This window comes from Wolbachia endosymbiont (group A) of Hedychridium roseum (genome assembly GCF_964028325.1).
Lineage (GTDB): Bacteria > Pseudomonadota > Alphaproteobacteria > Rickettsiales > Anaplasmataceae > Wolbachia.
This window is the reverse complement of the sequence record NZ_OZ034755.1, coordinates 1,421,101-1,445,652: the sequence shown is the minus strand read 5'-3', so window position 1 is coordinate 1,445,652 and position 24,552 is coordinate 1,421,101. Positions and strand designations below refer to the sequence as shown.

16 protein-coding genes and 2 pseudogenes are annotated in these 24,552 nt (G+C 34.5%); 16 read left to right on the top strand and 2 right to left on the bottom strand.

The window, feature by feature from the left end; translation table 11 throughout:
- Positions 1 to 18 precede the first annotated feature (18 nt).
- The 11 genes and pseudogenes from ABWU23_RS07035 to ABWU23_RS06985 all read left to right on the top strand — a co-directional run bounded on the left by ABWU23_RS07035 (position 19) and on the right by ABWU23_RS06985 (position 9,051).
- Positions 19 to 1,011, top strand: coding sequence for a hypothetical protein (locus ABWU23_RS07035; RefSeq protein WP_353270566.1), 993 nt, complete (start codon positions 19 to 21; stop codon positions 1,009 to 1,011).
- Complete coding sequence (locus ABWU23_RS07030; RefSeq protein WP_265022291.1) at positions 1,011 to 1,205, top strand: hypothetical protein; 195 nt, start codon at positions 1,011 to 1,013, stop codon at positions 1,203 to 1,205. Before ABWU23_RS07035 ends, ABWU23_RS07030 begins: the two co-directional genes overlap by 1 nt.
- Positions 1,202 to 2,657, top strand: a pseudogene (locus tag ABWU23_RS07025) (hypothetical protein). Before ABWU23_RS07030 ends, ABWU23_RS07025 begins: the two are co-directional and overlap by 4 nt.
- Before the next feature lie 22 nt (positions 2,658 to 2,679).
- Positions 2,680 to 3,237 carry a hypothetical protein gene (locus ABWU23_RS07020; protein WP_353271022.1) on the top strand — a complete coding sequence of 186 codons (558 nt, stop codon included), beginning with the start codon at positions 2,680 to 2,682 and terminating at the stop codon, positions 3,235 to 3,237.
- 15 nt (positions 3,238 to 3,252) lie between these two features.
- Positions 3,253 to 4,410 carry a phage tail sheath C-terminal domain-containing protein gene (locus ABWU23_RS07015; RefSeq protein WP_353270567.1) on the top strand — a complete coding sequence of 386 codons (1,158 nt, stop codon included), beginning with the start codon at positions 3,253 to 3,255 and terminating at the stop codon, positions 4,408 to 4,410.
- 14 nt (positions 4,411 to 4,424) lie between these two features.
- A complete protein-coding gene (locus ABWU23_RS07010; protein ID WP_065094343.1) occupies positions 4,425 to 4,925 on the top strand; it encodes a phage major tail tube protein in 501 nt (166 codons plus the stop codon).
- 16 nt (positions 4,926 to 4,941) lie between these two features.
- A complete protein-coding gene (locus tag ABWU23_RS07005) occupies positions 4,942 to 5,193 on the top strand; it encodes a phage tail assembly protein (RefSeq protein WP_015588509.1) in 252 nt (83 codons plus the stop codon).
- A gap of 112 nt (positions 5,194 to 5,305) precedes the next feature.
- Complete coding sequence (locus ABWU23_RS07000) at positions 5,306 to 7,477, top strand: phage tail tape measure protein (protein ID WP_353271015.1); 2,172 nt, start codon at positions 5,306 to 5,308, stop codon at positions 7,475 to 7,477.
- A gap of 3 nt (positions 7,478 to 7,480) precedes the next feature.
- Positions 7,481 to 7,897 (top strand): phage tail protein, encoded by a 417-nt coding sequence (locus tag ABWU23_RS06995; RefSeq protein ID WP_353271014.1) that lies wholly within the window; start codon positions 7,481 to 7,483, stop codon positions 7,895 to 7,897.
- A 10-nt stretch (positions 7,898 to 7,907) separates the two neighbouring features.
- Positions 7,908 to 8,081, top strand: a complete 174-nt coding sequence (locus tag ABWU23_RS06990) for a tail protein X (protein WP_255586148.1) — start codon at positions 7,908 to 7,910, stop codon at positions 8,079 to 8,081.
- 1 nt (position 8,082) lies between these two features.
- Entirely contained in the window at positions 8,083 to 9,051 is a 969-nt protein-coding gene (locus ABWU23_RS06985) for a phage late control D family protein (RefSeq protein ID WP_353271013.1), read from the top strand.
- On the opposite strand, the gene ABWU23_RS06980 is transcribed toward ABWU23_RS06985, so the two are convergent.
- The gene (locus ABWU23_RS06980; protein WP_353271012.1) at positions 9,028 to 9,564 is read right to left on the bottom strand and encodes an ankyrin repeat domain-containing protein; all 537 of its coding nucleotides are present in this window, start codon (positions 9,562 to 9,564) and stop codon (positions 9,028 to 9,030) included. The genes ABWU23_RS06985 and ABWU23_RS06980 overlap by 24 nt on opposite strands.
- A gap of 124 nt (positions 9,565 to 9,688) precedes the next feature.
- Here ABWU23_RS06980 and ABWU23_RS06975 point away from each other — a divergent pair, with 124 nt between their 5' ends.
- Positions 9,689 to 9,907 (top strand): hypothetical protein, encoded by a 219-nt coding sequence (locus ABWU23_RS06975; RefSeq protein WP_191110950.1) that lies wholly within the window; start codon positions 9,689 to 9,691, stop codon positions 9,905 to 9,907.
- Positions 9,908 to 9,911: 4 nt separating this feature from the next.
- A pseudogene (locus ABWU23_RS06970) lies at positions 9,912 to 10,830 on the top strand (patatin-like phospholipase family protein).
- 201 nt (positions 10,831 to 11,031) lie between these two features.
- Here ABWU23_RS06970 and ABWU23_RS06965 read toward each other — a convergent pair.
- Positions 11,032 to 11,184 (bottom strand): hypothetical protein, encoded by a 153-nt coding sequence (locus ABWU23_RS06965; protein WP_174516912.1) that lies wholly within the window; start codon positions 11,182 to 11,184, stop codon positions 11,032 to 11,034.
- Between the two features lie 517 nt (positions 11,185 to 11,701).
- On the opposite strand from ABWU23_RS06965, the gene ABWU23_RS06960 reads away from it, so the two are divergent.
- The 3 genes from ABWU23_RS06960 (at position 11,702) to ABWU23_RS06950 (ending at position 24,447) form a co-directional block, all read left to right on the top strand.
- Positions 11,702 to 14,302, top strand: coding sequence for an ankyrin repeat domain-containing protein (locus tag ABWU23_RS06960; RefSeq protein ID WP_353271011.1), 2,601 nt, complete (start codon positions 11,702 to 11,704; stop codon positions 14,300 to 14,302).
- A 95-nt stretch (positions 14,303 to 14,397) separates the two neighbouring features.
- Complete coding sequence (locus ABWU23_RS06955; protein WP_208571648.1) at positions 14,398 to 15,477, top strand: ankyrin repeat domain-containing protein; 1,080 nt, start codon at positions 14,398 to 14,400, stop codon at positions 15,475 to 15,477.
- Between the two features lie 372 nt (positions 15,478 to 15,849).
- The gene (locus tag ABWU23_RS06950; RefSeq protein ID WP_353271010.1) at positions 15,850 to 24,447 is read left to right on the top strand and encodes an ankyrin repeat domain-containing protein; all 8,598 of its coding nucleotides are present in this window, start codon (positions 15,850 to 15,852) and stop codon (positions 24,445 to 24,447) included.
- The last annotated feature ends 105 nt before the right edge of the window (positions 24,448 to 24,552 follow it).

Here is a 24,552-nt window from a genome sequence, read left to right as displayed (position 1 = left end):
TTTGGATTGAGGCCCAACATGAAAATAATGGATCAGCCACCAAACCCTAAAGAGGCGCGCCAGTTCTCGACCCTACTAAATAACGGCAAAAAACGTGTTGTTGTGCAGATTAGAGAAACAGCAGTGGGAATGCCCTCGCAGACTGTCATTGCTGAAAGTTATATTGAGCCAAAAGATATAAAGATAGATGGAACAGCAACACGTATAGAATGGCCACCAGTGTTTTGCCATGCAGAACAAGAGTATGCAATAGTGCTACTTACTGATGATCCTGGTACTGCAGTAAAAATAGCAGAGCTTGGCAAATATGATGCAGTAAATAGCCGTTGGGTAACGAGTCAGCCTTATCAAGTAGGAGTATTACTTTCATCAAGCAATGCAAGTACCTGGACACCACATCAGAATTTAGACCTTACCTTTCGATTACTAGCTGCAAAATTTAGCGAACTTTTTCACCTTTTTAATCTTGGCAAAGTCAATGCGAATAATGTATCGGATTTGATAGTTTTGACGAACGTTGAAAAAGTAGCATTTGATACCAATGTAGAATTTATCTTAACAGATGAAGAGGGAAGAGAAAACTTTTTGTCTGATAATTTGCCGCTTGCACTGCGCGAAAGAATAAATGGAGAATTAACGGTAAAAGCAAGCCTAAAAGGAGGGCGAGAAAAAAGTCCAGTGCTATATCCTGGGTTACAGCTAGTTATGGGTAATATAGGGGAAAAAGGAGATTATGTAACTAGGAGCATTACAGCAGGAGCTAACACTAAGATAACAATTACCTATGATGCGCTAATACCTGGCACTGCAGATGTTAAAGCATATGTACAAAAAAACGTGGATTGGCAATTAGTAAATTTAACATCAGGAAAACCAATTGGAGAAAATTGGGTAGAGAGAACTCATGTGCTGACAAACTTTAATGGCAATGAGACTAGGGTAAAATTAGTTTTAAGTGGAACAGTTGTTTATCGCCCTAAGGTAAAAAATCTCAGAGTGATTGTCACATAATGACTGTTGACCAAACCAAACGAGAATATCCACTGCCTCATCCAGAAAATATTGCAGTTCAAGATGTGGTACGTATTCGAAGAGCTATAGAAAAAATAGATGAAGATATTACCGAAAGAGAAGATGAGCATAATCAACTAAAAAATAATTTTAAACGATTTAGATTTGAAACTTTTTTGAATTTTTGGGAATGAAAGAAGCAATATACCAAAGAATAAAGGATTTAGCAGCAAATAGCACACCTGATCAACTGGCATATCTTGCAAAATCGCTGGAATTGATAGCAGATAAAAAAGCTATTGCTGACATTGTGCAGATGACTGAGGTAAAAGGAATAATTGATGCACTACAAAAGAGGCTTAAGGATTTAGTAGAAAACAGTACACCAGATCAATTAGCATATCTTGCTAAAGCATTGGAATCAATAGTCGACAAAAGTGCGGTTTCTGAAATTGTGCAAATGACTGATGGTAAGCTAAAAGAACTTCTTGATAGTGCAAAAAAACACCTAAATGATATAAACAGCAATAAAACAAACTCAATATCAGCAATAACTGCAGTAAAAACAGAGTCTGTTAATGAAATCAACAAGCTTAGGGATAATTCCTTAAATACTTTAAAAGCATAATCAGATTCGCACATATCGCTACTTGATACGAGAAAGAATGCCAATATTGCAGCAATAAATAGCATTAGTAACAGTCATAAAGATGGTCTTAAAGGTTTAGTAGAAGATTTTCGTGCTGTTAATAATGTACCACCTGGCTCATCAATTATAGGAGAAATAGAAACTCGAATTGAAAACATCTCTAATGAGGTAAAAACTCGGGATGAACAGTTAAAAGCGTCTCTTATAAATGAAATAAGAAAGCGCAACATGGTTGAATCAGGGTCATTACCTTTCTTATTTGGTGTACTTGGAAGAAAAAATAATTACTTTGGCCACGGAACTTTTATGACAGAGCTTGGAAAGTGGAGTAGTGATATAACAAAAACTGACTATATGTTACAACTACTAGCAGGTAGCCATACATACGATACAGATTACGTTAGTTTTTATCGGCCAAGACAACTAAGTTTTATAGAGGGAAGTAAAGGAACATTTATTTACGGAGAGTTATGCACAAAAAGTTTTTCTGGTAGTTATGATGAGATATACTATTACCCATATGCTGCACTTGGAGTAGTATTTGTAAAAAATACAACCAATGTGAACATAAATAAAGCAATAGAATTTGTTGGATCATCATATTCGAGTACGGAGTATGGAGGTGCAGGATTATTTGTGGGAACGCCAGATAATACTAATTCCAGTAAGTCAAGAATCTCTAAAATAATGTGGAAAAATGTTTACCAATACACGAGTTCTGATAGCAAATTAGCTGGATCTGGTAATGTGGAGATTCCAGCAGGAAAAACAGTTGCAATATTACTTTACACATCATCTTACCTGTATTCCAGAACACAAGTTAGTCAAGGTATGCTTGCATCAAATTATGTACACAACTATGGTCAATTTATCCAGTGGGGGAATTTATAACATACGTAGCAATTTTCTCACCACAGGACTTGAGGTGGACGTAGAGAGAACGCTAAGAGCTTGGCAATGTCCAGGATTAGATGCCACCCACAAAATTTGGAATTGATACTAGAAAACGGAGAAAACCAATGCCAATTTATATTAGATTTGAAAATAACAAACAAGTAGAGACAACAACACTTGAAAGCAAGCCAACTGAAAATGATTGGTATGAAGCACCAGAAGATTTTGATTGGCAAAAAAGCTATTGTTTAACAGAAGGAGGCAAAATTGCTCAGCGGAATCAAGAAGATATTGAATTGGAGTTACTACAAAATGCGAAGTTTTCTGCACTTTCTAATCTTCATGCTTATTATGATAACTATACTCACCAATACGCAGGATATTCTCATCAGAAGTCTAAGTCGTACGAAATACAAGCAAAAGCCGCAGAGAACATTTTAGCAGCACCAGAATCTATAGACAAAAAAGATGCAGAAATTATAGAGCCATTAGCAAAAGTCCGAGGAATTTCAGTAGTAGAAATGGCAAGAATAATTCAGGAAAAAGCAAAAAGAGCGAAAAAAGCAATAATCAAGTGCGAAGAATTGGTGGATATAGCTGAAAGGGAAATCGGTGAAGCTAAAAGTAAGGAAGAGCTGCAAACTTTGCTAGATAATTGTAAACAAAAAATGCAAGAAAGTTGAAAAGGGGAAAAAGAAATGACAGAACAGTTTCTACATGGAGTAAATGTTATCGAGGTTACCTCAGGAGCGAGGACAGTACGAACAGCTAAATCATCGGTAATTGGAGTAATTGGTACTGCACCTGATGCTGACGGGCAAAAGTTTCCACTAAATAAACCAATATTAATAGCAGGAAGCTTAAAAGAAGCAGCAAAACTTGGTCAATCTGGGACTTTGCCTTCAGCTATTAATGCAATTTTTTCCCAAATTGGTGCAACAGTAGTAGTTATTCGAGTTGAGGAGAAAGTAGAAGAGACGCTCAGCAATGTCATTGGTGGAGTTAACGAAGAAACTGGAGAATATCAGGGAATTCAAGCGTTCTTAAGCAGTGAAAGCATAGTTCATATTGCTCCAAGAATATTAATTGCACCTCAATTTACTCACCAACTACCAGAAGATGGCAAAAATCCAGTAGTTGCAGCATTAATTCCTATAGCAGAAAAGCTGAGAAGCATAATAGTAGCAGATGGACCAAATACTAATGATGAAGAATCAATAAAATGGAGAAAAAGTGTAGGCAGCTCAAGAGTTTACGTAGTTGATCCATGGGTTAAGGTACTTATTGAAGGAAAAGAAGAAATTCTCCCTCCAAGTTCATTTGTAGCTGGTTTAATAGCAAAAGTAGATAGCGAACAAGGATTTTGGCATTCACCTTCAAATAAAAAGATAAACGGTATTGTTGGAACAAGCAGGCCTATTGATTTTACGCTCGGTAATACAAATTGTAGAGCAAACCACTTGAATGAAAATGAAGTAACAACGATAATTCATCAAAATGGCTATAGGCTTTGGGGAAATAGAACATGTTCAAATGACTCAAAATGGGCTTTTTTGTCAGTGAGAAGGACTGCAGATTTAATTAACGATAGTTTACTTAGGGCTCATTTATGGGCAGTTGATCGCAATATCACTAAAACTTATATAGATGATGTGATTGAGGGGGTGAATTCTTATTTGGCCAATTTAAAAGCACAAGGAGCAATTATCAGCGGAAAATGTTATGCAACTCCCGAACTCAATACACCGGCAAATATTGCAAGCGGAAAAGTGTATTTTGATTTTGAGTTTACACCGCCATATCCAGCTGAACAGATTACTTTCAGGTCACACCTTGTGAGTGGCGCAATATTGTAAAAGGAGAAAGAGAGATGTTACCAAAGATCCTAAAGAATTTTAACGTATTTGTTGATGGTCGTGGCTATGCAGGAAAAATAGATGAAGTAACCTTGCCAAAACTTACCATAAAAACAGAAGAATACAGAGCTGGTGGTATGGATATTCCAATAAATATTGATATGGGCATGGAGAAGCTTGAAGCAGATTTCACTTTTTCTGAATATGACTCTGAGCTCTTTAGACTTTTCGGATTGATAAACAATAATGCTGTTTCTCTTACTTTAAGAGGAGGTTTGCAGGGAAGTAGTGATGCCGAATCAGTAGTAATTAACTTAAGAGGGCTCTTTAAGGAACTTGATTTTGGTAACTGGAAGGCTGCTGAAAAAGCAACACTAAAATGTATAATTGCTGCCAACTATTATAAGCTTACCATTGATGGCAGAGAATTGATTGAAATTGACGCTGAGAATATGATTCGCAAGATCGATGGTGTTGATCAAATGACTTCTATGCGCACAGCTTTAGGAATTTAACTAAAAGGGTAAAACAATGCAAAAAATTAAATTAACTGAACCAATAAAAATCGATGGAATTTTAGTTTCAGAGCTAACTCTACGCCGTCCAAAAGTTCGAGATCGTTTAGCTGTTGAACGTATGGGTAATAGCGATGCAGAGAAAGAAGTAGCACTGATTGCAAATCTTGCAAGTATTTCAAGAGAAGCAGTAGAAGAATTTGATTTAGCAGACTACAATAAGATTCAAGAAACGTTACAAGGTTTTTTGTCTCAGCAGAAGAATTGAGGTTGAGCATATTATCACTTAGCTCAATGGTTGGTGGTGGAATCAATCAGTGGCTTGATATGGATATTGAAGAATTTATTACTTGGTTTGAAAGTAGCGGAAAATTATACAAATGAAGGCAATTTCTATAGTAATTGGAGCAACACTGCAAAGCAGTTTTAATAGTACGATAGCAGGTAGCACGAAGCAACTTTCTCGTATTGGTAGTACGATAAAACAACTTGAATCATCAAGTAAATCAGTATTCAAGTTTAAACAATTAAGCCACGATGCTCTGCTTGCTAGGCGTTCTTGGAATGAACTGGAAATAAAAACAAAATCTCTGGCTAAACAGATAAAAAATGTAGAAGCACCAAGTAAGAGCCTGCAAAATGAATTTACAAGATCCAAAGCTGCAGCACTGAAAGCTAAAACGGCTTATTTACAAAAAAGAAGTGCTCTCCACCTACTACGCACTGAGTTCAGTAAAAGTGGTAGAGATATAAAATCTCTTATTGGAGATCAAGTTAAACTTGGCTCTTCTATTGAAAAGCTTAAAAATAACTATACAGCTTTAAATTCCGTAATGCAAAAACGTAAAGGAGTTTTAGCGCAAAGAGCAAATTTCAAAGCTCAAATGATGGATGCTGTGGCACTTGGCCTCACCCTTGCAGCACCACTTAAGGCTGCAATTAGTTTTGAGAGTGCCATGGCTGATGTAAAGAAAGTTGTAAAGTTTGAAGATACAGATGTAAATGGCTTGACAAAACTTGGTGAAACATTAAAGGGGATGTCACGAACAATTCCGCTATCTGCAGCAGAACTTGCGCAAATTACTGCAAGTGGTGGGCAGCTTGGTATTGAAGCTAAGGATCTTACGGTTTTCACAGACACTGTGGCCAAGATGGCAACTGCATTTGATATGTCAGCAGAAGAGGCAGGAGATGCTATTGCTAAGCTCTCTAATATTTACCAAATTAAAATTGGTGAAATGAAAAGCGTTGGTGATGCGATAAATCATATCTCTGATAACACTGCCGCAAAAGCTAAGGACATTGTTCCTGCACTAAACAGAATTGGTGGTACGGCAAGGCAATTTGGCTTAACTGTAGCGGAAGCAGGAGCTCTGGCAAGTAGCTTCATTAGTCTTGGCAAAACTCCTGAAAAAGCAGGTACGGCAATCAATGCAATGCTTAGCAAGCTGCAAACAGCAAGTAAACAGGGTGGAAACTTTCAAAAAGCTTTTCAGCAGCTAAAAATAAATGCTAAGGAATTTGAGAAAGCAATTGGCAAGAATGCACAAGGCACATTAGTTAAGTTTTTAGAAACAATTGCAAAACTAGATAAGCAAGAACGTTCTAGCGTTCTCTTTGATCTCTTTGGCCTTGAATATCAAGATGATATAGCACTACTTATTGGTAGTCTTGATGAATACAAAAAATCTTTACGATTAATAAACGGGGAATATAAGGGCTCAATGCAAAGGGAGTTTGAAAATAGAGCAAATACTACAGCAAACAACCTTCAGTTACTTAAAAACTCAATAGCAGAAGTAGGAATGAATCTTGGTTCTGTACTATTACCACCTTTAAATTTTACTGTTAATCTTCTGAGGTCAGCAACTACACAAGTAGCACTTTGTGCCAAGGAATATCCAGTACTGACTACAGTGATCATAAGTACGATTGCAACATTGATTAGTATTAAAATAGCAGCCATATCTCTTGGATATGCTTGGACTTTTGTAAAAGGTTCCTTATTTGCTCTTTTATCTACTTGGAAAATGTTTGGATCTGTTGTTACTTTGGTAAAAATAGGTCTTTCTGCAGTTTTTCCAGCAATAATTGCTGGATTTAAAGCATTGACAATTGCCGTAATGAGCAACCCTATGGGGCTGATTATTGGTGGTCTTGCTGTTGCTGCAACTTTGATAATTACCAAATGGCAAGTGGTAAAGAACTTTTTTGTTACTATCTGGGAATCGGTAAAAATTGTATGGAAATCTTTTTCTGATTGGGTAGGAAAGTTTTGGAATAATATTACTCAGCCTTTTAAAACAATCAATAATCTATGGAGCAAAAAAAATGAGGCTAAACTAGAAGTTAGATCTGTAAGTAATACTATAAGCGACGCCCTTAAGCACCCAATTGCAGCGCACAATAAGACTATAGAGAATAAAACACACAATAATCACTTTAATGTTAATATTCACCCAAGCTCTGGACAAGACGTACGTAGTATTGCTGATGAAGTAATGGAGCGAATTAGAGAGCAATTTAGTGGCGCACTTTATGATATAAATTAAATTATGCTGTCTCTTGGTCCATATAGATTTTCATTAACTGAGCGAGGTTTCACACGCAGGAATGAATATCGCTGGCCTGCACTTGAGCGTGTTGGAGAAAAGCCATTACTTCAAAGTATTGGTCCTGGAGAGGACGTTATTGAGCTTGCGGGAGTAATCTATTCAGGAGGACTGGGGCAAATAAATAATATGCGAAATTTATCGAAACCTCTTTTACTCATTGATGGCCAAGGTAACATTTTAGGCCATTTTGTTATTGTGAAAATAGAAGAAACGCAGAGATATTTTTTTCCAAATGGTGAAGCAAGAAAGATTGAGTTTCACTTAAGTTTGAAGCACTATGATAACGTGTTGTCAGACGGATCACTAAATAATCCAGTTGATGATATACAACTTGATAATGATATATTACAAAACTAAGGAAAATGATATGTTAGATTTAATCTGCTGGAACTACTATGGATTCAGCTCAGGAGCAGTTGAGATTGTGTTAAGAGCTAATCCTGGGCTTTCAGAGTACGAACTTCTTCCTGCAGGATTAATCATTAAACTTCCTGTTATTCAAAAAGAGACACAAAAGCAAGTAGTAAAACTATGGGATTAAAATGACACCAGACTTTAGTATTTCAGTAGAGGGAATTTTAATCACTGAGTTGATAAAAAGTCGGTTAGTATCAATGCATATTACTGATGAAGCTGGAGTAATAAGTGATACTGCTGTAATTCATCTTGATGACCGTGATTCATTATTTGAAATTCCTAGAACTGGGGCAAAGCTAAATATTTTACTTGGGTATAAAGAAACTGGCATTGTGCCGATGGGAGATTACATAGTGAATGAAATTACGCTACAAGGCCCGCCACAAGGACTAAAAATCAAGAGTCATGCAGCGGATCTAAAAGAGTCATTAAAGGAACAAGTGTTTAATGAGTGGCATCAAATCACCTTAAATGATTTGGTAAAAAAGATTGCAGACAAATATGGCTATCAAGCTAAGGTTGCTGCAGAGTTTGCAAATATCATGATATCACATATTGATCAGACTGCAGAGAGCGATATGCATTTTTTAACCAGGCTTGCTCAAATTTATGGAGCAATAGCAAAACCTGCTGGAGGGTATTTACTGTTTGTTTCAAAAGGAAAAGCAAAGTCAGTTACCGGAAAAACTTTAAGCACTATTACTTTAACACCTAGAGATATTACAAATTGGAAAGTAAAATTTAATGAGCGTAATCAATATGGCTCGGTTATTGCTTACTGGTATGATTATGAAAAAGCAGAGACAATAACGGAAAAAGTAGGTGATCAAGAACCAAGCTATATTTTGCGAGATATTTATGCAAGTAGTGATTTGGCACAAAGTGCAGCATCTGCGAAGTTGAATCAGCTGATGAGTAATGCAGCAACACTCAATGTCACAATGCCAGGAAATCCTGAATTATTTGCTGAAGCAAAGATTAATCTTTCTGGATTTCGCAAAGGAGTTTATGGTAAATGGATAATAAATAGGGCTGAGCATGTAATTGATAACCTTGGCTATCGTACTATATTAACAGCAGTTATGGGAAAATAAATTGATAATTTCCTCATAAATATCTTTTTTTTCTTTATTATTGTTTAATTCCTCTACAGCAAGATCTAAAGGAGTTTTTTTATCTTTGTTTTTAGCAAGAGGATTTGCTCCATTTTTCAGTAGAAATTTAACAATTTCCAAGCATCCTTCCTGTGCAGCATAGTGCAAAGCTGTCCAGCCAAAAGCATCAGTAGTGTTTACATTAATGCCTTCTTCAATTAGAAATTTTACAACTTCCAAACAGCCTCCGCTTGTAGCATAGTGTAATGATGTTGCACCAAAATGATGAGTAGCATTGATATCTACTACATTTTTTATTAAGGATCTTACAGTATCTAAATTACATTTTTTAGCTGCAGTAGATAATGTTTCCAGATCATTGCCACTTGCCTTACTTTTTATTGGCACATCTTTTGATAATTGGTCTGTACTAAAGTGCTGATACAGAACAATAACGCATATCATCGGTATTATTGAACTTGTTAACAATTTCCAAAAAAGGCTAGATTTCATGTTGATTATATTATTTACATCGCTTGTTTAGTGCAACTAATTAACTTTATTTTAGAAAAGATTTTTTGGACGTATTTTTGATGAATCTTGTATATGTATATATACAACTTTTCCTTTAAAAAAGATGACAAACACAGGAAAGATTCCTATGGCAGTAATTGCTACTATGGTGATACAAACAATAGCATTGATCTGGTGGCTAGCTAAGCTCGACTTAAGAGTGCATATGCATGATAAATTTATAGAGCAAAATCAAAGGACTACAGAAATCATCTATCGCCTTGAAGAAAGAGTTAAAAATCTTGCTGAAGAAGTTAATGAACTTGAGCAGAAACACAAATAAAAAAGTGGCAAAGTATATTTTATCCGTTGATGGAGGTGGAATTAGAGGAATCATTCCTGCCATTATTCTAGCAGAAATTGAATCTAGAACAAGAAAGCCAATTTCCCAGATTTTTGACTTAATGGCAGGAACCTCAACCGGTGGGATTATTGTTGCTGGACTTTGTAAAAGCAATAAACCTCAATACTCTGCCAATGATTTAGTTGGACTTTACCAAGAGTATGGAGCTTATATCTTTCAATCATCATTTTGGAGAAAATCAATTGCTTCTTGGCTGAGTGGTTCTCAGTACTCGTATAGAAATATGGAATTTATTCTCAACAAATACTTTGGTGAAAGTACTATGGCCGATGTTGCAAGTAATCTACTGCTCACCAGTTATGACATTCACAATAGTTGTGAATTTTTCTTCAAAAGTTGGAAAGAAAAAAACATTAAGTTGAAAGATGCACTCAGAGCTACAACAGCTGCTCCAACGTACTTCACACCAAAACGTCTGAAAATTAGCCAAACAGAGAGAGTGTTGATAGATGGCGGAGTGTTTGCTAATAATCCAGCAGCTTGTGCATATGCAAGTGGCAAGAGATTATTTCCAAATGATGAGATTATACTGCTATCAATAGGCACTGGTGGAACAGATAGAAGTATAAAGTATGCTAACTCAAGGAAATTTGGCAAAATAGGGTGGATCAAGCCACTACTGAATGTGATGTTTGCTTCTGGATTGGATTGCGTTGATTATCAACTAGAACAAGTAATAGATGATAAATACATAAGAATACAATCGCAATTGAAAGTAGCATCGACTGAGATGGACAATATTACACTCAAAAATATCAAATTTCTTCAGCAAGAGGCAAGTAAAATGATAGAGGAACCAGAAAGTGATAGACAAATTCTGCAAGCAAAATCGAAAACTATAACTGAGCTAGAAAAACAAAATAAGCGAGTTTCTAGTATCTACTTTAATAAATTTACTAAAATATTTTTTTAATATTATATATTGAATACAGAAGCACAAGAATTTCATCCAGTAATGCAGATAATTAATTATGTAATCACCTTTGTTGGTATTTTAATATATTGTGTAGAAATCAGTAAACTAATGTTGCTTTTAATTCAGGTTAAGTTTTGGAAGCATGATTTTCAAGTTCCTCAATAGATAAATCTGTTATTTTAGAAATAGCATTAACAGAAACGTCCAACATAAGTAGATTATTTGCAACCTTTATTGACTCTGCTTTGTAAATCAGGAATGTTGCACCAAATGTTGACATTAAACTTTATGATATGAGGTATCTTTGATGTTTTTACGCTACTAAATTCATGATATCCATCTCTTGGCGATTTAAGCCTATTTTTAGAGTATTTATAAAAAGACGATAAGACCCCTTCTACATCTAAAGCCTAAAATGCAATTCTCAGATGATCTCTGACAGACGTTTTTTTCATCAACACATTCAAAACAATAAAAAGATTGAATATTTCTTCACAATTGTGTATAATTATTAATGCTTTGGTGCACGTAACGATTATACTTTAAAAAGAATGTTGGCTACTGAGAAGAATGAAGACATCTTCATCAGAAAAAAAAGGGGCAAAAACAGAGAAAATTGATGTAACTACTTAAGGCAGGTGTCTCTATTGCAGCTGAGACAGCTGATCACTCATGATCAAATAAAAAAGTTATAAGCACACAGATTGGATCACAGTATCTTTTTTAAGAAGAAGATTTATCTTGCTTAAAAACTTGTAGATACTATATTTTACATAAATTCTTCATGCGAGGCCTTTATGTTTACTAATAGAATATCTAATAATCTGGATCAGCTACAATTTTTTGTAGAGTTTTTAAACGAAAATTATGAAACTCAGAAACATCTTAGTCTTACACCACTACATTTAGCAGCAGGAAATGGTCAGTTGGATTTAGTCAACACTTTATTAGGAGGGGGTTTAGATATTAACTCAGAGATTAAGTACGATGGCTTTACGCCACTGTATTTTGCAATTGCAAAAAATCACTTAGAGATGGTTAACTTTCTTATTGCTCATGGAGCAGATGTAAACCATAGGGCCATTCTAGGCTTTACACCTTTAAGTTTTGCATCCCAGCAAGGATATTTAGATATAGTCAACACCTTGATTGCAAATGGAGCAGATCTTAGTACTAAAACAGATAAACTTAATACACCTTTACACCTAGCAGCAGAGAATGGTCATCTAGATATAGTAAATGTTTTTATTGAAAAGGGATTAGATGTTAATGCTGTAAATAATGATCGAGCAAGACCTTTGCATTCTGCAGTACAAAATGGTAACCTCGAAGTAGTTAAAGCTCTTATTTCACAAGGGTCTAATATTAACGCTGGATCTTCAGGCATAGGTAATCGTAAAGTTGATGCAAACATTACACCCTTACATCTGGGAACACAAACTGGTAGGTTAGATATAGTTAAAGTTCTGCTTGAAGCGGGAGCAAACGTTAATGCAAAAACAGATGATAAGATTACACCTCTACATTTAGCGTCTCAAAATGGCTTTTTAGAGTTAGTAGACATTTTACTAAAAGCAAAATCTAATGTTAATGCTAAGGATTATGAGAATCTTACACCTCTACATTTAGCAGCAGAACGTAATCACTTTGGAGTAGTTAAGTCTCTTCTTCTCGTAAGGGGAATTGATGTTAATGCTAAGGACCACGATAATTCCACAGCTTTACATATAGGATCTCAGAATGGTCACTTAGAAGTAGTGAAGCTACTAATAGAGAAAAAAGCCAATGTTAATGCTAAAAAAAACGAAGGTTTTACACCTTTGCATCTAGCAATTCAGCAAAGTCATTTCGAGGTGAGTGATTTTTTAATTAAAAATGGAGCAAACATTAACACCGTGGATGATCAGAATTGGACTCCTTTACATAATGCAGCATATAATGGTTTTTCTTTAAAAATAGTAGAGAGCTTAATTGCAAAAGGAGCAAATATAAATGCAAAGATGGATGATGGTAGAAGAGCTCTACATTTGGCAGCAGAACATAATCGCTTGGAAATAATGAATTTCTTGATTGAAAATGGAGCAGATATTAATGTTCTAGATAACAGAAGTTGGACTCCTCTACATTGTGCAGCATATGATGGTAGTTTAGAAGTTGCTAAATCTTTGCTTGATAAAGGAGCAGACATTAATGCTAAAACAGTTAAAAGTACTACACCTCTACACTTTGCAGTAGACCATGATCATTTAGAGGTGGTTGAATTGCTCTTAGAAAAGGAAGCAGATATTAATGCTTTAGATCACACAAATTGGACTCCTTTACATTTTGCAGCAGAAAAAGGTTATGATCAGATAGCAACCGTTCTATTGAAACATGGTGCTGATGTAAATGTAAAAGAAAATCAAAATAAAGGCACAGCCCTACATCTTGCAGCTCAATATGGTCATCCTAAGGTAGTTAAAACTCTTATTATAAATGGAGCGGATGTTAATGCAAAAATGGATAAAAATGCTACGCCTTTACACTTAGGGGCACAAATTGGTAATTTAGATATAGTTAGGTCTCTACTTATGAGCGGATCATACTTTAATGCTAGAGCTGAAGGAGGTAGATATGTTTTACCATTACACTTTGCGGAAAGAAGAGGAAACCCAGAAGTAATAAAATTACTAAAATTGGTTGAGAAGTTATTTAAGGCTATAGAAGATAATAATTATTTAGGAATTGAGAGTTCCATTAGAGATGGAGCAATCATTGATTCGAAGAACGTGGATGGAAGAACGCCATTACATTATGCTGTTAATAATGGGCACATAAAAGTTGTAAATATCTTGCTAGCAAATGGAGCTGATGCTACTCAAGTCACTAACAAGGGTAATACACCATTACACACTGCTGCTTCCAAAGGTCATAAAGAAATTATTGAAGCTTTGTTACAACGTGTAAGCCACAATAAATTGAGTGATTTTATTAATGCTAAAACAATAGTTAAAGGCACTACATCGTTGCATGTTGCTACTGAAAATAGCTTTTTCGAAGCTGTAAAATCTTTGTTGAAACATGGTGCAATTTATAACATCAAGAATAAAGAAGGTAAAACACCACTTGATCTTTCTCGAGACCAGAATATTACTAACCTATTGAAATTAGTAGAAGAGCTATTTGAAAATGCAAAAAATGGTAATGTTGAAATTATCAGTGAGCTGAGAGCAATAAAACCCGATGAGCGCGTAGCTGTAACAAATGCTCGTGATGATCAAGGCAAGTCATTAGTCCAGGTTGCAGTAATCAATAAACACTCAAACCTTGCAAGTAGATTATTAGAAATATTAAAAAGTCCAGATCAGAGTTTACAAGATGTCAGCGTAGAAAATAGAGTAAAGAGTTTAAAGTTATAGCTCTCTTAAATGAAACTCTAATGAGGGTGCCAAGATCTAGAAAATATACAAAAATTTTGTTACAAAATAGTGAAATTTAGGAGGATTTTAAAAATATGCTAAATAATAATATTAACAAAGAATTAGAAAAAGCAGTCTATGAACGAAACTTAGAAAAAGTTAAAGCTCTTTTGTCTGCAGGTGCTAATGCTAACCTTAGAGTAGAAAGGAATAGAGATACGTTACTTCATACTACTAGTAGTGTAGAAATTACTAAAGAGCTTTTGTTAGGTGGTACCGAAGTCAATTCAAGAAACATGTATAGTGAAACTCCACTACATTCTGCTATAACACTGGGGAAGGAATTAGAATTAGTTAGAGAACTTCTGAAACATGGTGCTGATGTAAATGCAACAAACCGTAAAGGCAATACTGCACTGAACCATGCTGTAAAAAAAAGTGGTAAAAATCTGGAAGTAGTTAAAGAACTATTAGAATATGGAGCTGATATTAATATAAGAAATCGTGAACGACGGCTTTATGATAATTGTTCCACATCTTTAGATAACGCTGTAAGTGATCTAGCATGCGCTAAATTGTTGATTAAATTTACTTTAGTAAGGAACTTCAATAAGGATTACGGAAAAATTATTGACTTATCTCCTTATAAAGGATGCAGTAATTACAGTAAATTATCAAGTTATCTAGATGACTGTGTTTGTGAAATTCTTCAAATGAAAACAGATGAAATAAAAGATAGCCTTCCACTATATGAATTTGTTACAAATAACTTCAACATACATGTACTATATAATAATCAATTATCTGTAAGACTAGCAAAAATTGATTATTCCATACGCTATCCTATATATAATGATATCATATTAGATAAGGTAAAACCTTTTTTAGAAAGAGCAGATTTGTTAAATAAGTTAAGTAAGATACAATTTTATACTAAATTAGATGTGGCAGATCAAGATGCCAAAGAAAAGAAAATTATTCTGGATCATGATTCTACATATAATATAACTGAATATCTATCTAATGATAACTTGTTAAACTTTATAGTAGCGTTTGATGATTCCAATAAACGTACTTTTCAATCTTTAAGTTCCTTAAATAATCTCGTAGAGCCTGGTACAAGACTTTATGAAACTTCTATAAGTAATGATACCAAACGTGCAAGATTAGAATAAATACATTTTTTGTCAGTACTAGAGTTTTTTATGAACAACAATTAGTCGTATGGTTCCAGAGAGGTGATACATAAGAGATTGCTATAATGCCAAAACACTAAACTTAGTGCTTTTTTATGTAAGTTGATCATCATTTCTCTTTGTTGTTTTCAAACGGGTTATTATTAGTAGGTGTTACTAAAAATTTAAACAACCAACACATTTCCCACACCCAAAATCAAATGTTGTGAAGGCTTTTCGTCCTGAAATTGCAGGATTAGTAGATATTCTCTCAAAAATATTTTATTAACAAAAGATGCTATTTTAATTTTTGCCATATTAAGTAAACTTTGCTATTCTAATACTGGTGTAAATATATCTCAGAGAGGGTTTATGCATGTACCTAAACAACAAACCAGTTTTTATCAAGAAGATAAACAGTTTTTATCACGTTCTTACACATCAAAAGAGGAGTTTATTAGAGAATATAAAAAGCTCTACCGCAGAAAAGCAAAAGCTGAAGAACTTTATCTCCTGGTTTTAACTGAACTCGAAGAGGCAATATCAGATGGTAATGTCGACAGCTTAAAAAAATTAAGCAATTTTATTAATTACATAAGTGATGCAGAAGATCAAGTAACTTTGAGAGACTATTATGATAATGCTAACAATCCTGTTAAGAGTACTAACTTAGTTATCTTAGCTTGTAAACACAATAAGGTAAAGATTTTAGAATACCTACTTGGCAATAATAGTAAAATTCTCAGTAATTTATCTGTTGGCATCAGAGAAACTACTATATTACCAGATGATGAGGATGAAACATGCCATAATGCGTTTTATTATGCTATACGTTCAGGTAATGTTGAACTTCTTGATACACTCATTAATAAATGGCCAGGTAATTATTTTGCTGTTCATTTCAGGGAATTAGATGAAATTCTTTCACGAGCTTATGAGGAATTAAAGCTAAAGAACGTATTATTATCAGAAGAGATAGAAATTTTTGTTGAAAATAAATTGATAAACCTCCGTTTTTTCTCTAGTGCTTCTGGACAAGATCAGAATGTGAAGAGTTATCTTAATAACATAAGAGAGCGGATTGAGTTAGTACTTCAAAATATTAGCCTGTTAAAGGCAGAGTATTCAAACACAGAAAAAGTAGATGAAAAGTTTTTATTCATAGCAAAATTTATTGCACAAAATATTCATATATTAAAGCGGCAGTTGAAATCAACCTACGATAGACTACCTTGGGAAGAAATGGAATTTTGTTTGATCAGTTTTGTTTCTTCTCACATAAAACGACAGGAAATGAATCTATTCTATAATGCCACATTGAATAAAAGTAAAATACTAGACCACTTGGAAAATTTTGCAAAGAAACTTAAAGAAGAAAAAGATATTATAGAAGGTGTGGACATTGGTAAATTTGCTGATCTCCCGAAGTTAAAACGTGAGAGGGTTGTTGCAGAGATCGTTAGCAATTATCCTCAATTTGGAGAGTTGTATAGCGATTATCAACAAATTAGGGATATTCATTCTTTAGAGAAAATAAGTGATTATATAAAGTTGGCATTATCAGCTAATCCTAAAGAAAGGGAAGGACAGTTAATTATTACAAGGGTTTTACAGGTTATTGGTGAATATTTAAAAAACACTCTAGAATCTCCCAAGTTATCTAGCACTACAAGCGAGCTTCTTCTACTATCATTACCAAAGAACACAAGAGAAGTCATTATAGATTTACGTAACTCACTATCACATGCTTATTCACTCTCTAAAAGAACAGAGATTGAGGAAAATACAGATGTTAATTTTTTTATTGGTGTTCAAAATGACACTAAGAAAGTTGGTGATGTGATTACTAGTATTCTTTATGACAACAAAATTAAAACTGTCAGAATACTTCTAAGAAAAATTATTAATAGTGAGAACTTGGATGAGATAAAAGAAGTCACCGAAGCGTTTAGCAACGCTAAATTAGATGAAATAACCTCAGGAAACTTTGTAACAATGGAACACGAAAAGCTTAAAAAGCTCATTGCAGAACTAAGCAATAGTGTAACTGAAAAGACAAGTCACGAGCAAGAGCTGTTTAATAAAATTAATAACATAATCAATTGTGCAGGAACTCAATCAGAAAATATCAGAACTGATTATATTACAGGGTTTGCATTATTAAAGAGTTTAAGTATTGGCTTTAGTGATAATAAGATTGACCATAACGTTATTAGGGGAATGAAATTTCGTGCTAATAAAACATTAGAGAATATTGTTCCCCGAATAGAATCTCACAGCCTTAAAGAGATTGCTGAGCTATCGAAGAAGATTTCTCATAGTGTTAAGTCAAGAATACAAGAAGACAACCTTGATGAAGTAAATAGATTAACTTGCGAAATTTTTTATATTGCTGAATTTGGAACAGGTGATATCAAATGGATTGAGGAATTAAGAGAAAAGTTGAATGAGAAAGGTTCTTTTATTCCTGCATACAAACAAAAGAAGACTTACAATATAACAGAAGAAAAATATAATAACCAACTTGCACTGAAGCTATCTGAACTGAAAAGTATTTTAAGGAATAACGCATTGAGTGGTAAATTAATTGAAAAACTCCCTTCCTATAAGAGTAATAAGAAATTGCAAGCAGTAGTAGAAATGCTTGTTCTGGATATAATGTCAATCTTAGGCACCTCAAAGAATTATCTAGAAAACAATTTACTTTTCTTAGATGAGAATACTCCTTTACTAACTGGAAAATGTTTGCGTAATCACTTAGCACACGATAATGCCTTGGTTGATGTATTGTTATCTGATCCCTCAATAGCAGTTATCTTAAACGCTAAAAAACTTACTTCAGAAAACATAATGAAAAGTAAGAAAAAAGTTGGCAAGTTAGTGAGAGACGATCCTTCCAAATTGAAGGATAAATACGATCAAGGTCTTATTACTATTACTAATCAGGAAAGAATGTTTGTCGCATTGGAAGAAGGGAATCTCGAAGACTTAAAGAGTTATCTCAAAAAAGGAGCAGACATCAATGCTAGAAGTATTAACTTATGGACTACATTACATTTTGCTGCTAAGGGACCTAGTCTTGAAATTGTAAAATTTGTTCTTAATCAAAATTTAGACGTTAATGTTAAAGATATTAATGGTCAAAGCCCACTACAGATCGCTGCTGCACATGGAAGAAAAAATATTGTGAAGTTTTTTGTAGGGGAAGCTGGTTTATATGTTGATGATGCAGATAATCATGGCAAAACACCACTACACATTGCAGCCCAAAATGGTCACAAGGATACTGTTGAGGTTTTATTAAAAAATAAAGCCAGTACTGTTACTCAAGATATGAGTGGTCTTTCACCTTTATATTATGCAATAAGAAATAATCATGTTAATGTTGCTAAGGTTCTACTAGAAAAAGATACGAATGTTGATATTAATGAGGCCATGGGTGGCTTTACTCCATTGCATGAAGCTGCAGAAAGTGGTCACCTGGAGTTAGTTAATTTCTTACTTCAAAATAAGGCAGACGTTAATGCTAGAAATGACAGAGATTGGACACCATTACATGCAGCGGCGTTTAATGGCCATCTGGAAATAGTAAACGCTTTAATTCTGAAAGGGGCAAATGTTAATGCTAGTGTCATAAATGGTTGTACACCATTACACTATGCAATAGAAAACGGTCATGAAAAGATAGCTAATATTTTATTGAAGCATGGAGCTAATGTTAATGTTGTTGACAAAACCTATAATAACACACCTTTGCACTACGCAGCAAAAGATGGACATGAGAAAATTGTTAAGGCTTTACTGACAAATAAGGCAAATGCTAGTATTGCCACTGTGGAAGGTATAACCCCACTACATTTTGCAGTGCAGAGTGGCCACTTGAAGATAGTTGTTGCTCTTCTTGAGCATGGGGTTAACATTCGCGCTAAAGATAAAAATAATGCTACGCCATTACACTATGCAGCAGAGAGTGGTCATAAGGCAGTTGCTGAGCTTTTAATAAAAAATGGAGTAGAAATCAATGATAAAGCCAATAATAATCTAACACCATTACATGTAGCTGCTCTGAAAGGTCACAAAGATATTATTGAACTCCTAATAAGAAATAAAGCTGAAGTTAGAGCTCAAGACATTAAGGGTAGTACACCATTACATGCAGCTGCTATGAACGGTAGCAAAGATGTTATTGATCTCTTGATAAAAAATAAAGCTGAAGTCGATGCTAGAACTAATGATGGTATGACACCATTACATTCAGCTGCTCTAAATGGCCGTGGAGATGCTGTTGTTTTCCTAATAAAAAATAAAGCTGAAGTAAATGCTAAAGCTAATTATGGTCTTACACCGTTACATGCAGCTGTTGTAGAAGACCATAAAGACGTTGTTAATCTTTTAATAAAAAATAAAGCTAAAGTTAACGCGGAAGGTATTGCAGGCAGTACACCATTACATGTAGCTGTGGAAGCAGGTCATAAGGAAATCGTTGAGATTCTGGTAGCAAATGGAGCCAATGTTAATGTTAAGAGCAATAACCTAACACCATTGCTTTCTGCTATTAAATATAATCATAAGGAAATCGTCGAAGTTCTTATAGCAAATGGAGCTAGTGTTAATGTAGAAGGTGGTGAACCTTTATTACTCGCAGTTCTTGCTGGCTACAGAGATATTGTAGAGATTTTGCTAAGAAATAAAGCTTATGTTAACACAAAAGGTCCTGAAAATACTACACTATTGCATTTGGCTGCTAAAAGAGGTGATAAGGAGATAGTAAATGCTCTGATAACAAAAGGAGCTAATGTTGATGCTATGACTATTAATGGTACAACACCGTTATATCTTGCAGCACAAGAAGGTCATGGGGAAATTGCTGAAACTTTGATAGCAAATAGGGCTAATGTTAACATTGTAAATGTTGAAGGTGCTCCGCTACATATAGCTGCAGGACACGGCCATGATAATGTTGTTGAAGTCCTATTAAGTAATGGAGCAAAAATTAATGTTAAAGACAATAAGAGTAGAACATCTTTAGAATTAGCAGTGTCACATGGTCATTTGCAAGTGGTTAAAATGTTACTGCAGTATAAAAAAGTAGATATGAATGCTAAAGGCAATGATGATTGGACTATACTGCACATTGCTTCACAGGAAAGTAACTTGGAAATGGTAAAATGTCTAGTAGATGAAGGGTCTAATATTAATGCTAAAAATGCCTCTGGATCAAAGCCTATACACATTGCAGCTAGAGAAGGTTATAAAAATACCGTAGAGTTTTTCCTTAGCAAGGGGTTGAGTATTAATGAGCTTGGTGCAGCTAACCAGACATTACTACACTATGCTGCAATGAAAGGTCGGTTAGAAGTTGTAAAGTATTTGATAGCACAAGGTGCTGACGTTAATGCTAAAGATACTAATGGCTTAACCCCTATGCATATTGCTGCTAATTTTGGTTATAAAGACGTTATTGAAGTTTTATTAAAAAATGGTGCAGTTTATAACGCTGTTGACAAGCTTTGTAGAAGACCATTAGAAATGACTAACGATAAAGACGTTATCAATCTATTAGCATCAACTGAGAAATTATTTGAGGCTGTAAAACGTAATAGCTCTTCAGAGGTTGAGAATTACATTCAAGCAGGAGCGTTTGTTAATGCCAAAAATGCTGATAGTGTAACACCATTATATTATGCTGCATGGAAGGGCTATGATGGAGTTGTCAATATTCTATTACAAAATAAAGCTAATCCTAATGTGGTTGGTAACAAGGGGTTTACTCCTCTGCATTATGCTGCTAAGTTCTCTCACTTAAAAGTTGTAAAGGCCCTATTGTCTAATGGTGCAGTATACAATGCTGTCTCTGACAGTGGGAAAACACCATCAGATTTTACTGTGGATAAAAGTATAACTAGCTTATTTAAACTAGTCAGTGAATCATTTAAAAAGGTTAAAGATGGTAATGCTCAAGTTATTAATGACCTAAATAAGATAAAGGATATTGATACAGTAAAAGCAGTGATGAGTGCTCGTAATAGAGAGAACAAAACGTTAGTAGTTGCTGCAGTACATAGTAACTTTTCAAAAGTCGAGCAGTTGAAGCAGATATCGCAAAGTGACGTATCCGCTCAGATTGATACAGCTTTAGTGCTCTTGAATCAAGGCAATTACCAAAAAGCCTTAAGTATTTTCAGAAGCGCATTTGAAAGAAGAAAAGAAATACTAGGACCAGACAATCCTGGTACTTTAGATATTCAGACATATATAGCCAAAGTGCTATATAAGCAAGGAATTTACCAAGAAGCTTTAAATATGCTTGAAGAGATTTTTCAGAAACAAAAAGAAATGCTGGGTTTAAACGATAAGGATACTTTAAGTACAAGAAGTACAATCGCTTTAGTGCTGCATAGACAGGGGAAAGATGAAGAAGCTTTTAATATTTATCAAGAAGTCTATCAGAGACAAAAGGAAATACTAGGGTCAAATCATTCAGATACCTTAAATACTCAGTTTCACATGGCATTAGTATTAGATAAACAGGGAAAATATGAAGAAGCGTTAAATATCAATAGGGCAGTTTTTGAAAAGAGGAAAGAAACACTAGGTACACATGATCTAGCCACTGTGAGTGCCAAAAATAATATAGCAATGGTACTAGCTAACCAAGGTAAATACGAAGAGTCCTTAAAAATCTATAAAGAGGTTTTTGAAAAGAAGAAAATAATTTTAGGTATTAATCATGCTGATACCTTGAGAACGTTACATAACATTGCTGGGGTACTCTTCAATCAAAATAAACATCATGAAGCCTTGAAAGCTTTTCAAGAGGTTTTAAATATCCAGAAAAAAGCTTTACAACAAAATCACCCAGAAACCTTGAATACTCAATACAACATAGCAAATGTACTTTTTGCTCAAGGGAAATGGATCAGCGCACTTAAAGTCTACAGAGAAAGTTTTGATCAAAGAAAAGCTGTTTTTGGACCAAGTCATCCGAGTGTTTTAGATATTTTAAAAAAGATAGAGATGATTAATTTTAGATTTAAGCTTGAGGGTAGCGAAGCATCAGAGGTTCTCCAGCATCTGCAGAAAGATATCAACATTGCTGCTAGTAAAGGTGATATACGAACTGTTCAGCGTCTGTTAAAAGATGGAGCTGATGCCAACGATAAAGATATTGATGGAAGAAAACCGTTGCATTACGCTGTTAGCAATGGACACATAGATATAGTAAACATCTTACTAACAAATGGAGCTAATGTTAGTCAAGTTACTAATAAAGGTAATACACCATTACACACTGCTACTTCCAAATGTTACAAAGAAATTGTTGAGGTTCTGTTACAACATATCAGTCGTGATAAATTAAATGACTTTGTTAATGCTAAAACTACTTCTAGTGGTACTACATCACTTCATGTTGCAGCTAAAGGTGGCTCCTTGGAAGTTGTAAAATCTTTATTAAAACATGGTGCAATTTATAACATCAAGAATAAAGAAGGTAAAATACCTATTGATCTTTCTAAGGACCAAAGAGTTACTAACTTACTGAAATTGATCGAAGAATTGTTTAGAGATATAAAAAATGGTAATGTTGAATCTATCAGCAAGCTAAGAGCAGTAAAACCTGATGAGTTCTTAGCTATAACAAATGCTCGTAATAATCAAGGGAATACATTATTGCAAGTTGCTATAGCCAATAAACATAAGAATATTGCAACTAAATTGTTAAAAATGCTGAAGGAGCCAGATCAAGTTCAATCACAGTTTAGCCCTGAATGTGAGTTGGATCAACTTGAGAAGCTTAAAAGTGCTACAGAGGTGCATATCCGTTTTTCTGAGCTTTACCTTCCTATGTTGCGTAGCATGTCGCAACCATATAGTTCAGAAAAGAATACTTCTCCTTGGAAAACTCTTAAGGAAGGTTCTTATTACCTAGGAAATGCATATCGCTTAGTTGAGGTATACAAAGATTGTGTACCTGGTTCGATAAATAATAAAAGCATACAGTCAGTAAATGATATGCTAGTAGCACTAGAATTTGATCCAAAACACATAACGTCAGGGTATACAGATGAAGCTTACGGTGGGAAGGCTGAATGCTTCGTTTCCAAAGGGCAAGGTACAAAATATTATAAGTTATTGCATAGTGAGTTAAAGAAAGATGTAAGATCGTTCATAGAAATGGTTGAACTTAATATTGACATTCCTGTAAAAAGGTTTTTAGAGTCAATCAATCAGAGGTTACAGTCTGCTTTTTCTGAAAAGTTACTTGAGGCCATAGAAAATGACAATCCTTTAGCGGTTGAGAATTGCATCAAAAGAGGGGTAATTGTTAACTTCAAAGATACCGATGGAAGAACACCATTACACCATGCTGTTAACAACGGCAACATAGATGTTGTAAGTACCTTATTAAAAAATGGAGCTGAAGTTGCTCAAATTACTAACAAGGGCAATACGCCATTACATATAGCTTCTTCCAAAGGTTACAGAGAAGTTGTTGAAGTTTTATTACAATATGTAAGTCGTGATAAATTAAATGACTTTATTAATGCTAGAACAACTTCTGGTGGTACTACATCACTTCATGTTGCGGCTAAAGGTGGCTCCTTGGAAGTTGTAAAATCTTTATTAAAACATGGTGCAATTTATAACATCAAGAATAAAGAAGGTAAAGCACCACTTGATCTTTCTCGAGACCAAAATATTACTAACCTATTGAAATTAGTAGAAGAGCTGTTTGAGAATGCAAAAAATGGTAATGTTGAAATTATCAGTAAGCTGAAAGCAATAAAACCTGATGAGCGCGTAGCTGTAACAAATGCTCGTAATGATCAAGACAAGTCATTAGTCCAGGTTGCAGTAATCAATAAACACTCAAACCTTGCAAGTAGATTATTAGAAATATTAAAAAGTCCAGATCAGAGTTTACAAGATGTCAGCGTAGAAAATAGAGTAAAGAGTTTAAAGTTATAGCTCTCTTAAATGAAACTCTAATGAGGGTGCCAAGATCTAGAAAATATACAAAAATTACAGTGGGATTTACATCTTACTAATTATGAATTAACTTACTACCTAATC